Annotated in this window: 12 protein-coding genes and 1 pseudogene; 5 read left to right on the forward strand and 8 right to left on the reverse strand. The window is 55.8% G+C overall.

Annotated elements, in window-relative coordinates; translation table 11 throughout:
* Nucleotides 1–825 precede the first annotated feature (825 nt).
* From ACORQT_RS00080 to ACORQT_RS00100, 5 genes are all read left to right on the forward strand, one after another.
* Nucleotides 826–1605 (forward strand): 2OG-Fe dioxygenase family protein, encoded by a 780-nt coding sequence (locus ACORQT_RS00080; protein WP_033645137.1) that lies wholly within the window; start codon nucleotides 826–828, stop codon nucleotides 1603–1605.
* 79 nt (nucleotides 1606–1684) lie between these two features.
* Nucleotides 1685–2824 carry a trans-sulfuration enzyme family protein gene (locus ACORQT_RS00085; RefSeq protein ID WP_033645136.1) on the forward strand — a complete coding sequence of 380 codons (1140 nt, stop codon included), beginning with the start codon at nucleotides 1685–1687 and terminating at the stop codon, nucleotides 2822–2824.
* A gap of 5 nt (nucleotides 2825–2829) precedes the next feature.
* Complete coding sequence (locus tag ACORQT_RS00090; RefSeq protein WP_080273428.1) at nucleotides 2830–3768, forward strand: phosphotransferase; 939 nt, start codon at nucleotides 2830–2832, stop codon at nucleotides 3766–3768.
* A 103-nt stretch (nucleotides 3769–3871) separates the two neighbouring features.
* A complete protein-coding gene (locus tag ACORQT_RS00095) occupies nucleotides 3872–5134 on the forward strand; it encodes an ATP-grasp domain-containing protein (RefSeq protein ID WP_060660114.1) in 1263 nt (420 codons plus the stop codon).
* On the forward strand, nucleotides 5124–6074 hold the full coding sequence (locus ACORQT_RS00100) for a hypothetical protein (RefSeq protein WP_164057669.1): 951 nt from the start codon (nucleotides 5124–5126) through the stop codon (nucleotides 6072–6074). Before ACORQT_RS00095 ends, ACORQT_RS00100 begins: the two co-directional genes overlap by 11 nt.
* Nucleotides 6075–6141: 67 nt before the next feature.
* Here the strand turns inward: ACORQT_RS00100 and ghrB are convergent.
* From ghrB to ACORQT_RS00140, 8 genes and pseudogenes are all read right to left on the reverse strand, one after another.
* A pseudogene (ghrB, locus tag ACORQT_RS00105) lies at nucleotides 6142–7120 on the reverse strand (glyoxylate/hydroxypyruvate reductase GhrB).
* A 73-nt stretch (nucleotides 7121–7193) separates the two neighbouring features.
* Nucleotides 7194–8462, reverse strand: a complete 1269-nt coding sequence (locus ACORQT_RS00110) for an MFS transporter (protein WP_042783393.1) — start codon at nucleotides 8460–8462, stop codon at nucleotides 7194–7196.
* Nucleotides 8463–8601: 139 nt separating this feature from the next.
* Nucleotides 8602–9567 carry a sugar kinase gene (locus ACORQT_RS00115; RefSeq protein ID WP_033652338.1) on the reverse strand — a complete coding sequence of 322 codons (966 nt, stop codon included), beginning with the start codon at nucleotides 9565–9567 and terminating at the stop codon, nucleotides 8602–8604.
* 7 nt (nucleotides 9568–9574) lie between these two features.
* Entirely contained in the window at nucleotides 9575–10327 is a 753-nt protein-coding gene (locus ACORQT_RS00120; protein WP_033652313.1) for a sugar phosphate isomerase/epimerase family protein, read from the reverse strand.
* Nucleotides 10328–10492: 165 nt separating this feature from the next.
* Nucleotides 10493–11527 carry a LacI family DNA-binding transcriptional regulator gene (locus tag ACORQT_RS00125; RefSeq protein ID WP_004933951.1) on the reverse strand — a complete coding sequence of 345 codons (1035 nt, stop codon included), beginning with the start codon at nucleotides 11525–11527 and terminating at the stop codon, nucleotides 10493–10495.
* A gap of 124 nt (nucleotides 11528–11651) precedes the next feature.
* Nucleotides 11652–12314 (reverse strand): OmpA family lipoprotein, encoded by a 663-nt coding sequence (locus tag ACORQT_RS00130; RefSeq protein ID WP_042783394.1) that lies wholly within the window; start codon nucleotides 12312–12314, stop codon nucleotides 11652–11654.
* A 249-nt stretch (nucleotides 12315–12563) separates the two neighbouring features.
* The gene (locus ACORQT_RS00135) at nucleotides 12564–13016 is read right to left on the reverse strand and encodes an N-acetyltransferase (RefSeq protein ID WP_033645128.1); all 453 of its coding nucleotides are present in this window, start codon (nucleotides 13014–13016) and stop codon (nucleotides 12564–12566) included.
* Nucleotides 13013–13579 carry a DNA-3-methyladenine glycosylase I gene (locus tag ACORQT_RS00140; RefSeq protein ID WP_042783395.1) on the reverse strand — a complete coding sequence of 189 codons (567 nt, stop codon included), beginning with the start codon at nucleotides 13577–13579 and terminating at the stop codon, nucleotides 13013–13015. The genes ACORQT_RS00135 and ACORQT_RS00140 overlap by 4 nt, the downstream gene beginning before the upstream one ends.
* Nucleotides 13580–13653: the final 74 nt, after the last annotated feature.

A 13653-nucleotide genomic window follows, 5' to 3' on the forward strand; every position in this document is an offset into this window, starting at 1 on the left:
CGATCTTAGGATTGGCACAGGTTTTGCGGCCCCGACCCAGATCACACTTTTTCGCTGCATTTCATTAACACTATGGCAATTTATAACCATATCGAGTAACTTCCGCATCCGTTAAATTTAGCTTAACAATAAAGATTATCTAAACTAATGCTCGGGAAGGAATGAGTAGTGCGGTAGCGTGGATGAAGCCATGCCAAAAGCACGGCTTTCAAGGCGGTTTTACTTGGCTGACCATAGTTAGTTGCCAGTTTCGTCCTTGTCTATCTACAGAGCAATCGGTTTGATGAGCGGTGTCTCCTGCTGGCCAGCATGGGGCATGTACGTTGCCGTTGCCGAAAATTGGCTATTTTGTATAAAAAATACTAATCATACTGCCCGCGAGGGAGCCGCAAATAGCATTCAGCGGCGTAACGCCAGGGTAGGGCGCTCTGTGTCCGGCAGATGCGCATCGTCAGGCATCGCAGCCCATTAGGTGGGTAGGGTTGGAGGATAAAGGTTTCGCGCCGATTCACCTGGCGTCATTTGAAAACCCGTATGCAGCGTAGACTTTCGCTCACCGCGTACAAGTGAGATGAGGTCAGGTAGCAATGAAAAACAGCGCAAGTCTGGTTTCGATAAATAAGTGGAAAAGGAAATCTATAAAAGTCTCTTTCGCACTTTTTAGCGTGCAGGAAGTTTAAAGAATAAATAATCAAGCTCTTTTATTTGTGAGATGAATTACTTCACTTGAAAAACAGGGAAGCATTTGCTGTTCAATGTTCATGAGCATTGCGGTGAACATCAATATGTCGTTATTCCAATCAGAGTAAAAAGGAAGATTGCACGATGATTCGTGGTAACATTAAAGAGTTTGAGAACACACTTGAGTGCCGTGTGAGCGCATACCCCATGATGACAGATGTAGGGTATTGCAAATTGGCTTCGGATGACTTTAACCTTACCGATGCGCAAAAATCAGACTTAAGTATTATTCAGCGGCATTTCGATACGCTTGCTCTGGATCCCTACGGTGAAAATGCGGGGCGCTATCGGCAGCACAGTAAATATGTGCTTTTACCTTGCTTTAATCTCTTGATTCCTCAATCTTCCGAACACGCCTACAGTTACAAACAAGATGTCGGATTTAATGATGAAGTCGTTGAGGAGGCAAGGAAGTTTCAGCCTGTCCCAAACGAAATTTTGTCAAATAATCTGATCACGTCGCTTGTCCTGCATGATTTTAAAAACTCCCCGTTACATGAGTATGCTTCCACGATTCCCATGGAGGTCGGCATTCACTTCATCAGAATGAAAGCGACGGTTGATGCGCCGGGGATTTCCGTACCGAATCGACTTCATAAGGATGGCGAGCCTTGCACCTGGATACATTTGATCAATCGTGATGGTGTTTCTGGCGGTGAGAACATCATTACAGATAACACCAAGACGAACATCCTGTGTAATGAGGCGATGCTCAAACCGCTGGACTCCATCGGCATCGTTGATGATCTAGTCTGGCACCAGGTGAAACCGGTTCATGTGGATGGGCACGGTAAGGTGGGCTTCCGCGATGTCATATTAATCGATTTCACCCCGATGTTCGCGGTGCCAAATAACCCATCGTAATAAAGACTCACATGAACGGGGGGATCCTTTATTCAAGGCATGCCCCCCACTTCCTGATACTCGAAAATAGGCAGTAACCGTGTTAGCAAAAGAAACTCTTGCCGTTCACAGCGGGACCATTATCGACGAAATGCATGGTGGCATTCTTTCTCCGCTATTCTCCGCGAGTTCTCACAAGCATCTTGATATGACAGAAGATGTCTATCCAAGACATGGTAACTTACCCAATCAGCGCGCCGTTGCCGAGAAGATGTGCGCATTGGAAAGCGGTGGTGAGGCCGCTCTGGTATTCAGTTCCGGTATGGCGGCTTTCGCGACGGCGATGCTTTCGCATTTAAAAGCCGGTGACCATATTGTTTTACAAAACGGCGTGTATTCAGGTGCGCTCAAGTTTGTACAGAATCATTTTGCAAAATTAGGCATCACATACAGCGTTTCGGAGAGTTGTGAAGTAGAGAGCATCATCGCATTAGTCCATTCGAATACGCGAATGATATATATCGAAACACCGACTAATCCATTGCTTAAAATTCTGAACATTGAGCTATTGACCCGATTCGCCAAGAGTCGGGGGGTGTTCACCATTATTGATAACACCGTGGCGACGCCGATCAACCAAAACCCTCTGGAATATGGCGTCGATTTGGTATTGCACAGCGCCACCAAGTTTTTGGGCGGCCACGGCGATGTGTCAGGCGGCGTGGCTGTCGGCAGTGAAGAGTCCATTGCTGCAATGGCCGAATATATGAATGACTTTGGCGGGTGTCTGAACGCGCAGTCATGTCATCTGCTTGAGCGAAGCTTGCGCACGTTGGCCATTCGAATGAATGCCATTAACCGCAACGCGATGGAACTGGCCAGCCGTTTAAATGAGCACCCTAATGTGACGAACGTGTTCTATCCGGGGTTGCCGAGTCATCATAATCATAGCGTAGCCCGCGAACAGATGCGGGGGTTCGGCGGCATGGTCAGCTTTGAAATCGCTCCGCGGTTTGACGCGACAAGTTTTCAGAAGAAGTTAAATCTCATCGTCCCTTCCAACAGTTTGGGGGATTTGGAGACCACGCTGAACTCGCCTTATCAGGCCTCATCGTCGTTCAGAAGTCTTAGCGAGCAGGAGCAGAAAAAATCAGGGATTACGAGGCAATTAATACGAATGTCAGTCGGCATCGAAGACGTTAATGACTTGTATGAAGATTTGCATCAAGCGCTCAAGTGAATGATATGGAATTAGAAATGCAAACAGGCTCAACGTTGAATAGTGATGAAGTTCACCGCATAGAATCTCTTTATGGGCTGACGGTAAAAAGCAGCGCCTTCTTGGGGATGGGATCCGGCAATACCAATTACTGCCTCGAAACGGATATCGGCCGCTGTGTTTTCAGCATTATTGAAGAGCAAAGCCGTGATGATGTTGAGATCATGGCAAAGACGCTGGTATGGCTGGAAGCACATGATTATGAGACCTCCTTGCTGGTCAAACCCAAAGGGCAAGAAAGCTATTCAATTATATTAAGGGGCAAGCACTCTCTATTAAGAACCTATATGGATGGCGCCGTCCGCCGGGATTTCAACGAACATATGCTCAGGCAGCTCGGCGTTGCCATGGCGAAACTGCATACGATCCCCGTCCCTAATTTCTTAACAGACTCAGTCTTCTATGAGCAGAAAAAGTTCATGGATGCCCTCGATGCCAATATCGATCAGGATTATGAGCGCTGGGCCAAAGATAGACTCAGGCATCTTGCCGTAGAACGCATCAGCGGCTTGCCTACCTCTGTCATCCATTCCGATCTTTTCTACGACAATATGCTGTTTGAAGGCGAGCAGTTCGTCGGCATGATAGATTTTGAGTTGACCTGTATTTATCACTCCGTTTTCGATATCGCCATGGCGATTGTCGGCACCTGCGGCATCAATGGGACGCTGTCGCCGGAAAAAGCGAAGCATATCATCGCGGGTTATAATTCTATAAGAATGCTTGAAGCGCGCGAAATTAAGGTGTTGAAAACCTATACGGAATACGCGGCCATTCTGACATCTCTTTGGCGTTATTGGCGGTATAGAATCTATCAGCCGGGTGGTGATAAATCTGATAAATATCGCGAAATGACAAGCCTGGCTAAAAGTATTGAACGCACCGACTTCTCACAAATTTGCTGACACGTTCCCTTCATAAAGTAAAAGGGCGTCGAGCGTAAATTCGACGCCAAGACAATCGAACGTTAATATTCGGCCCTGATTATAGTACGGAGTAACCCGCTGCATGGACATCAAAGACACGAAAAAAATCGTCATCCTCGTTGACGCCTACTCATCCGGAAATGATGTGGCACCGGAATTCAATAAAAAAGGATACGGGTGCGCGCACATTCAAAGTCGAGAAGATATCCCGGCGAAGCTGCTGAATAGCTACAGAGGAGATGATTTCTTTATCAGTTTGCAATACACGGGGGATGAGATCCTCAATCAATTGCAAGAGTATGATGTTATCGCGGTGATTGCAGGCTGTGAAACAGGCATTGAACTCGCAGATCACCTGGCTGAGCTTCTGGACCTGCCCGGTAACGATACCGGCACGAGCCGTTCTCGCAGGAATAAATACCTGATGCAGGAGTGCCTGAAAAATAGCGCGATCAATCATATCCCCACGCACCGGTTAACTACCCTTAAAGACGCCACGCAATATGCGACCGAGCTGTTTAAAAAATACCGGAAGCTGGTGCTAAAACCCGTTGACAGCGCAGGCACGGACTCCGTTTTTGTTTGCAAAACGGTTGAAGAAGTTGAAGCTCATTCGGGTGATTTGTTCAAAAAAAGCAATCAGCTCAATTTAAAAAATGAAGTCATTATTCTGCAGCCTTTTATTGAGGGGGAAGAGTACGTCGTCGATACTGTCAGTTATCAAGGCCGTCACAAGATCTGTGCGATATGGAAGATGGGCAAGGGCAGTTACAACGGGGCCGATTCCATCTGTGAGTTCACCGAACTGACCTCCTTCGATGCGCAGAATCACGCTCAGCTCAAAGATTACATCTTTAGCTGTCTGGATGCTTTAGGGATCACGTTTGGCGCAGCGCACTCGGAACTGTTTTTAACCAAAGACGGTTGGACGCTAATTGAAACCGGGGCCAGACCGCACGGCGCGGGTTTTCCGGCGTTGTCATCCCTGGCGTTGAAGCGCACGCAGATTGACGAACTGGTACTGAGCGTGTGTTCAACCGAGGCATTCCTGGAAGCGGTCGCAGAGGAATATAAACCGTTAAACTATTTAAAAATTAAAGAGCTGATATCTTTTAGCGCTGGCACTATCAAGGCCGTTAAGCATGTCGATACCATCGCCGGTTTGCCATCCTACAAGAAATCAAATCTGCCGGATGTTGATCAGGAAATAAAACTCACGACGGACGTTTACAGCTCTCCGGGCTGGATTGCGTTAAGCCACCGTTGCGCCGATCAGCTCAATGCCGACTATCAATATATCGTTGGCCTTGAAAGTAAGGGCATGTTTGAAGTCTATGAACAGTAAAATCAAGGCGTCCGGCCCAACGTACATTCTTGGATATTGCATCCTGGGTGCGGCCATAGATGTTTTTCTCTCAGGTTTGTTGCAGAGCATCGATCTGTTCGTATTATTGTTTTGGACTTTCACCTTGACCTGGCTCGGTTTCTTTGTGATCTCCGTGCTGTTTTTCCCCGTCAAGCTGCGAGCTTGCCTCAACGCCTGGAAGTTAATTCTATTATTGAATATCTCTACGCTGGGAGCTTGGGTTGGGCTTTTCGTTGGGTTGAAATGGACGGAGCCCTCCATTCTGGTGGCCATGCTTTTTGGACTGAGCCCGATCATTTCTGTTTTCATTGAGATTTATAACCGAAATTCGGTGGGTGTAAAAAACATCGTTATAGCCGTGATGCTGGCTTTTATTGTCGCCGTTCTGATGATATTGGCCGTGAAAGGGCAGCGTTTTAACCCCTTCGATTCAAACACCCTATTTGTTCTGGCGCTTGGCTTAGTGTGTCTCGTCACCTCAACCTGTATGGCTGTCGGCACCTATATTTCAAAATCATTGTCCAAACAAGCGTTTAACGCCGTCAATATTCAGTCGTTCAGATTTCCCTTGCTCATTGGCGTTTGCGCGCTGATGTTGCCGAGCGAAGGCGTATTGGCAACAACGCAATCCAGCTTCTGGATGTACCTGCCGATCATCGTCATATTAGGGAATATATTGCCGCTATGGATGCTGCAAAAGGGTATTGAACTCACCAGCGCCTTGACCACCAACATTATTGTGAATGTTTCACCCTGCATTACGCTGTTGCTGGAGGCTTTTGACCCGTCGATAGCCTACAGCCATATGAAACTGGCGGTGTTGGTGATGCTGCTGCTGGTCATGCTGATCGCCAATGACGACGTGGGCAAATTTGTCGTCAGCAAGATAAGGGGGAAGCCCGTGAGTTTGACGGAGTGAAGATACTCCGTCGATAGCCGCAAAAAGCGGCGAGGCCGGCGGTCCGCAGACCTCCGGCCGCGCTGAGTTATTTCCGCAACAGCTGCGGGTTGACGCAGTTTTCTTTCACCGTGCCGGTCAATGCCGCGATTAAGTTATCCACCGCGCAGGCGGCCATGCCGTAGCGCGTTTCATGGGTGGCGGAGCCGATGTGCGGCAACGCCACCACGTTCGGCATGCTGAGCAGCGGCGAGTCGGCCGGCAGCGGTTCCTTCTCGAACACATCCAACCCCGCGGCGTGGATCACGCCGTTTTGCAGCGCTTCGATCAGCGCCTGCTCATCCACCACCGGCCCGCGGCCGGCGTTGATCAGAATGCCGCTTTTCTTCATCTTCGCCAGCTGATCGCGGCCGATCAGATGGAAAGTTTGTTCGGTCAGCGGCAGCGTGATGCAAACGAAATCCGACTCGGCCAGCAGGGTATCCAGATCGCAGCGGCGGGCGTTGGAAGCGTTGCTCCGCCTCTTCGTGCGTGCGGCGGGCGTTGTACAACACCGGCATGCCGAAGCCGAAGTGCGCGCGCTGTGCCAGCGCCAGGCCGATGCGGCCCATGCCGAGGATGCCGATGGTTTTGTGGTGCACGTCGACGCCGAACCAGTCCGGCCCGATGCTGCCGCGCCATTCGCCGGCCTTGACCCGTTCCGCCACTTCCACCACCCGGCGCGCCGTCGCCAGCACCAGGCTCATGATGGTGTCGGCGACGGTTTCGGTCAGCACCGTCGGGGTGTGCATCAACAGCACGTTATGGGCGTTGAGCGCCTCGACGTCGAAGTTGTCGTAGCCGACGGAAACGGTCGAAGCCGCGCGCAGTTTGGGCGCCTGCTGCAGGAAGGCTTCGTCAATTTTGCCGCCGGAACCGATGATCCCTTCGGCCTGCTGCAATGCTTGGCGCAGTTCCTCGCGGTTCTCCGGCTGCAGGCCGTTGAACGCGTGTACGGTGAAGTGCTGTTCCAGACGTTCACGCAGGTCGGCGGGCAGGCTTTTGTACAATACGATAGAAGGTTTCATCACGAACTCCAGCTGGGCCAAAGGGGGCCTGGCGCCCCCTCGGGTTGATTGACAGAGAAAAAGTATAACCGGATCAAGCCATCTGCGGCTGGATCTCGTTGCGGGCGGGCTTGACGATCAGCGTCAACACCACCGCCACCACCAGTGCGATAGCCATAAACATGTAGGAAGCCGCCGGGCTGCCGGTGGCGCCGTTCAGGTAACCGACGAACCAGGAACCGAAGAACGAACCCAGCGCGCCCATGCTGTTGATCAGCGCCATGGCGCCGCCGGCGACGTTTTTCGGCAGCATTTCCGGAATGATGGCGAAGAACGGCCCATAAGGGGCGTACATCGCGGCGCCGGCGACCACCAGCAGGCCGTAAGAGATCCAGAAATGGTTGGTGCCGACGGCGTAAGAGCCGAAGAACGCCAGCGCGCCGATCAGCAGCAGCGGCCAGACAAACAGCTTGCGGTTTTGCATTTTGTCCGACGCCCAGGAGACCACGATCATGGCGATGGTCGCCGCCAGGTAAGGCACCGCCGACAGCCAGCCGGCTTCCACCATGCCCATCTGCATGCCGCTGCGCAGGATGGAAGGCAGCCACAGCACGAAGCCGTATACGCCGATGCTCCAGGCGAAGTACTGCACGCACAGCAGGATCACGTTGCGCGAACGGAAGGCTTCGCCGTAGTTGCGCACGGCCTTGATGCCTTTCTGTTCTTCGTCCAGCTGCTGTTGCAGCGCCTGTTTCTCATCGGTGCTCAACCAGCCGGCCTGCGCCGGTTTGTCTTTCGCCAGCACCCACCAGCAGAACGCCCAGATGACCGCCGGAATGCCCTCGATGATGAACATTTCGCGCCAGCCGAAGGCGTGGATCAGGTAACCGGACACCACCGACATCCACAGCACCGTCACCGGGTTGCCGAGGATCAGGAAGGTATTGGCGCGTGAACGCTCCGATTTGGTGAACCAGTTGCTGATGTAGATCAGCATTGCCGGCATCACCGCCGCTTCCACCACGCCGAGGATAAAGCGGATGGCGGCCAGCATCGGGATATTGCTCACCACGCCGGTCAGCGAGGCGCAGCCGCCCCACAGGATCAGGCACCAGAAGATCAGTTTTTTGACGCTGCGGCGCTCGGCGTAGATGGCGCCGGGAATTTGGAAGAAGAAATAACCGAGGAAAAACAGCGCGCCCAGCAGCGAGGCCATGCCCTTGGTGATGCCGAGATCCTCATTGATGCCGGCGGCGGAGGCGAAGCTGAAGTTGGCGCGATCGAGATAGGCCAGGCTGTAGGTGATAAACACGATGGGCATGATGTACCACCAGCGTTTGGCCGCGACAGTCGCTTTGTTCATGTTCAGTATCCTTCAGTGGTGTTGCATCCCCTTCGCCCAGCTCGTTGGGCATGAAAGACGAAGGGGCAGATGCTCTCCCGACGCGTCCCGGTTGTAGGGCCAGAGGCTGACGTCATGCGGAGAAGTCGTTTTTTTATTGTTATTCGGCCAGCGCTGCGCGGGTCGGCAGGCCTTCGCTATCGCCGATGGCCTGGATCGCCAGCGAGCCGATTTTGTTGCCGCGTTGCACCGCCTGTACCAGCGTTTTGCCTTCCAGCAGGGCGCTGAGGGTGCCGACGGCAAAGCCGTCACCCGCCCCTACGGTATCCACCACGTTGTCGACCTTGACCGCGGCCACCGCCGCTTTATCGCCGGCGGCGGTTTTAAACCAGGCGCCGTCCGGGCCGGTTTTGATGATCACCGCCTGCACGCCGCGCTCCAGATAGAAATCGGCGATGCCTTCCGGCGTCGACTGGCCGGTGAGGATCTGTCCCTCTTTCAACCCCGGCAGCACCCAGTCGGCGGCGAACGCCAGCTGGTTCAGCTGCTCGATCATCACCTCGCGGCTGGGCCACAGCACCGGGCGCAGATTGGGATCGAACGAAATGGTTTTGCCCATGGCGCGCATCTCGCGCGCCGCATGGTGGCACAGCGCCAGCGATTCGCCGGACAGCGCCGCCGCCACGCCGCTCAGGTGCAGGTGGCGCGCGGAACCGAAATATTCGCGGTTGAAATCGGCGACTGACAGGCGGCTGGCCGCCGAGCCTTTACGGAAATATTCCACGCTGGGATCGGTACCATCGATAGTCTTGGATTTCACCTGAAAACCGGTGGGATAGTGGCCGTCGACCGTCACCTGCCGGTAGTTGATGCCTTCTTTTTTCAGCTGCTGCAGGGTGAAGCGGCCAAACGAGTCGTTGCCGACGCGGCTGACCCAGCCGACGTTCATGCCCAGACGGGCCAGGCCGATCGCCACGTTCAGTTCGGCGCCGGCGATGCGTTTGGTGAAGGTTTCCACCTCCGCCAAATCGCCGGTCTGCGCCGCCACGAACATCGCCATGGCTTCACCCAGCGTGACCACATCCAGGGGCGCCTGCTGCGCCGTCGTTGCCGTTAACGTTGTCATCATGGGGTTACTCCGCACGCAAAATATTGACGTAATGGCGGGTGACGGCTTCCAGGTCATCACCCTGCAACGGGAATTCGATGCCGCGCGGCGCATCGTGCGGCAGGCGGGCCAGCAGATCGCGCCAGCTGCCGTCGGTATCGTCCAGCGCAATGGCGCGCCAGCCGCGCGGGCCTTGCGTCGCGGCCTTGACGTGCACGTAACCCACGTGGCGGGCCAGGCGCTCGGCGGCGGCGAAGGCGTCTTGCCCCACCCACAGCCAGTTGGCCATATCGAAGGTCATGCTGACCGGCAGGTGGCTATCTTCCGCTGCATGGAAAAAGGCGTTCAGCATCGACAAAATGCCGCAGTCCGGCGTTTGGTCGTTCTCGACCACCAGTTTGACCGGATGTTGCTCCAGCGCCACTTTCAGCTCGGTAAAATCGAAGCCGGGGCGGAAATGGCCGAGGGAGAGCTTCAGCTGGCGCGCGTTCAGCGCCTGCGCTTCCGCCAGCAGCGCCGGCAGGTTGGGGTTCAGCGTATGTTGCGGAGTGAACAGCGCCTCAGGGGCGGAATAGACGGCGAACAGCTGCTGGCGTTCTATCTCCTGGGCCAGCGCAGGCAGGCTGTCCAGTTCGCCGGCGGCGAACAGTTCGCGGCGGATCTCCACCCCGTCGGCGCCCGCGCCGGCGATGATGGGCAACAGCGCGCGCTGGCCGCCCTGTTGTTTGACGGTATCGGCGCCGTAGGCGCCGGTGACCACGATGATTTCTGTTTTCATTTTGACTCCTGAGGCGGCATTGTCGCCGCCGCTGCTGTTACCGGTACGTTAAATGGAACCGGTTCCAGTAGAAAGCGACAGAGTGTAAAAATATGATCGCAATCACGAAGCTGAGCAAAAAACAGCCGATGAAGGCGGGGCGGTTAAGGCCCCGGAGAAGGCGGGTTAGCGGGTGGTGGAGCCGCGGACGATCAGCTCGCCGGAGAACATCTGCTCGCCGCTGGGGGCGGCCAGACCCTGAATACGCTGCACCAGCCGCTCCAGCGCCGCGTGCCCCATTTGGTAGGTGGGTTGTTTCAGCGTGGTGATGCCGACGCCCGCCAGTTCCGCCCACTCCAGCTCGTCGAAGCCCAGCAGGCCGATGTCGTTGCCCCACTGGATGCCGAGCCGGCGCATGGCGCGCGCCACCTGCAGCGTCAGGGCGCCGTTGGCGGAGATCACCGCCTTGCGCATGCCGCGATGACGGCCGCTGAAATCGCTCAGCACCTGTTCCAGCTTCTGCCGATCGTTGAGCGGCGTTTCGGCCTGCTCCGCCAGCAGCGCAGGGTGCTGCGCCATGGTATGCCTGAAGGCGTGCAGGCGTTCCAGGCGGGTATTGACCGTACCGAGCGGTTCGCTGAGGAACAGGATCGCTTCGAAGCCTTGTTGCAGCAGGTGCTCGGTGGCGACGGTGGCGGCTTCACGGTTGTTCAGGCCCACTACGTCGCAGGCGAAGTCGGGGATTTTGCGGTCGATCAGCACCATCGGCAGCATCGACTGTTGCAGCGTGGATAACGCTTCCTCGCGCATGCCGACCGCGTTGACCACGATGCCTTCCACCCGGTAACTGCTGAGCAGCTGCAGGTAGTGCTGTTCCTGATTGACTTCGTTGTTGGTGTTGCACACCAGCAGGGTAAAGCCGTGTTGGCGGCAGGCGGCCTCGATGCCGCGCATCACGTCCACCGAATAGGGGTTGGTGATATCGGCGAGGATCAGGCCGATCAGGCGCGTTTGGCCGCCCTTCAGGCTGCGCGCCATCTGGCTTGGGCGGTAGTCGAGCTGCTGGATCGCCTGTTCGATGCGCTGTTTGAGATCGTCGGAAAGCAGGTGCTGTTCACCATTCAGATAGCGTGACACGCTGGTCTTGCCGGTTTTGGCGATGCTCGCTACATCGCTGATGGTGGCGCGTCCTGAGGCGCGCGTTGCCTTGACAGTGCTCACAGCCGATCCCTCCTGCGGTTAATTGCCAAGGAGACTACCATACCCGGCGTGCGGGCGGGAATGTTGAAGGATAAGGAGAAAATCGCAGGGAAGCGGCGGGGCGCCGGTGGCGCCCCGCGCGGGATTACTGCAGCGGGCTGAGGGTGATCTCGACGCGGCGGTTTTGCGCCTTGCCTTCCGCGGTGCTGTTGGACGCGATCGGGTTGTCCGGGCCGGCACCGGCGGTGCGGATACGGTTCGCCGCCACGCCCTGGGTGATCAGCGCGCTGGCTACGCCATCGGCGCGCTGCTGCGACAGGTTCATGTTGAGCGAACGGGAACCGGTGCTGTCGGTGTAGCCGATGACGTTGACTGCGGTTTTCGGATACTCTTTCAGCACCATGGCGACGCCGGTCAGGGTATTGGCGCCCGCCGGTTTCAGCGTGGCGCTGCTGCTGTCGAAGGTCACGTTGTTCGGCATGTTCAGCACGATGTTGTCGCCCTGACGGGTGACGCTGACGCCGGTGCCTTTCATCTTCTCGCGCAGTTTGGCTTCCTGCACGTCCATGTAATAGCCAGCGCCGCCACCGAGCGCCGCACCGGCCGCCGCGCCGATCAGCGCGCCCTTGCCGCGATCTTTCTTGGAAGAGGACAGTACGCCGACGCCGGCGCCCAGTGCGGCCCCGAGGCCCGCGCCGATGCCGGACTTGCCGACTTCGGATTCGCCGGTGTAAGGGTTGGTGGTACAGGCCGACAGCGTGAGCGCGACGCTCACTGCGCCGGCAATAATTGCAATGCGTTTTTTCATGTTCTTGTCCTTAATGGCATCAATATCTGTACGCGCCGGCCCAACACGGGGGCGCAAAAAAGTAGGCGACGCAGGTGGGGCCCGCATCACCGCGCTACTATGACGCGTTGGCTCGCCGGCAGTTCCGGAGAAAAACGTGACAAATGATGAGCGCGGGTAAGTGCTGGGGGGAGTTATGCGACAAAACGCCGGGCGGCGCCATGCAGCGGATTCCTAATTGCGCGCCGCCAGGGTGCGAATGCGCCTTTTTTAACCGTAACCGGTTGAATTCTCAATTGCCGGCCAGTTCATGATCAGCGTATAGGCCTGGGTTTCGTCGTTAAACAGGCGCTGCGTTACCTGAAAACCGTGCTTGTGGTAAAACGCGCAGGCGCGCAGGTTTTGCTGATAAACCTCCAGGCTGAGCCGGCGGTAGCGCTGCTGCACGTGCGTCATCAGCGCCCGGGCTACGCCGCGGCCGTGATACGCCCGATCGACAAACAGCGCGCCGATGAACTGTTCGTCCAGCACGCTGATAAAGCCGACGATCTCGTTTTCATGCCAGCAGGCCCAGCTCTGCGCGCGCGGCAGGTAATTTTCCCGCACCAGTGCGGCGCTTTCACGCCAGTATTTTTCCGCCACGAACGGATGGGCGGCGATGGTGCTGGGCAGCCACAGCGCCATCAGCCGGTCGATATCCGCCGGGCCACAGGGGCGGATCACCGTGGCTTTGGGTAGCACATGCACCCCGTGAGATGATCGTTCACCAGCCCGCTGGCCTGCATGAAGGCGTAACAGATGGTGGAGCCGATAAACTTGAAGCCGCGCTTTTTCAACGCCTTGGACATGGCGTCTGACTGCTCGGTTTTGGCCGGAACCTGGTTCAGCGCCTGCCAGCGGTTGAGCTGGGGCCGGCCGCCGACGAAGTCCCATATGAAGGTGACGAAATTCTCGCCGGCCGCCTCCATCGCCAGATAGGCTTTGGCGTTGGTGATGATGGCTTCTATCTTGCCACGGTGACGGATGATGCCGCTGTCTTGCAGCAGCCTTTCCACGTCTTGTTCGGTCATGGCGGCGACCCGCTGCGGATCGAAATCATGGAAGGCGCGGCGGTAGTTCTCGCGCTTTTTCAGCACGGTGATCCAGGAAAGACCGGCCTGTTGTCCCTCCAGACACAGCATTTCAAACAGCTCGCGCGCGTCGGTGGTGGGCGTGCCCCATTCCTTGTCGTGATACTCGAGATACAACGGATCGGCCGTCACCCAACCGCAACGTTCGTCTGCCATCCTGAATGTCCTTATGCTGTATTTATGAACAGTAATCATCGCTCGAAGCGGCGAACTTGGCAAGCCTCTGATTG

Source organism: Serratia sp. (in: enterobacteria) (genome assembly GCF_052400455.1).
In the GTDB taxonomy this organism is placed as follows: Bacteria; Pseudomonadota; Gammaproteobacteria; order Enterobacterales; family Enterobacteriaceae; genus Serratia; species Serratia ureilytica.

Excerpts from the sequence above, each read along its gene's own strand:
- ACORQT_RS00095 (WP_060660114.1), top strand. The coding sequence starts at position 3,872 with ATGGACATCAAAGACACGAAAAAAATCGTCATCCTCGTTGACGCCTAC.
- ACORQT_RS00100 (WP_164057669.1), top strand. The coding sequence starts at position 5,124 with ATGAACAGTAAAATCAAGGCGTCCGGCCCAACGTACATTCTTGGATAT.
- ACORQT_RS00090 (WP_080273428.1), top strand. The coding sequence starts at position 2,830 with ATGGAATTAGAAATGCAAACAGGCTCAACGTTGAATAGTGATGAAGTT.
- ACORQT_RS00110 (WP_042783393.1), bottom strand. The coding sequence starts at position 8,462 with ATGAACAAAGCGACTGTCGCGGCCAAACGCTGGTGGTACATCATGCCC.
- ACORQT_RS00080 (WP_033645137.1), top strand. The coding sequence starts at position 826 with ATGATTCGTGGTAACATTAAAGAGTTTGAGAACACACTTGAGTGCCGT.
- ACORQT_RS00120 (WP_033652313.1), bottom strand. The coding sequence starts at position 10,327 with ATGAAAACAGAAATCATCGTGGTCACCGGCGCCTACGGCGCCGATACC.
- ACORQT_RS00130 (WP_042783394.1), bottom strand. The coding sequence starts at position 12,314 with ATGAAAAAACGCATTGCAATTATTGCCGGCGCAGTGAGCGTCGCGCTC.
- ACORQT_RS00140 (WP_042783395.1), bottom strand. The coding sequence starts at position 13,579 with ATGGCAGACGAACGTTGCGGTTGGGTGACGGCCGATCCGTTGTATCTC.
- ACORQT_RS00115 (WP_033652338.1), bottom strand. The coding sequence starts at position 9,567 with ATGACAACGTTAACGGCAACGACGGCGCAGCAGGCGCCCCTGGATGTG.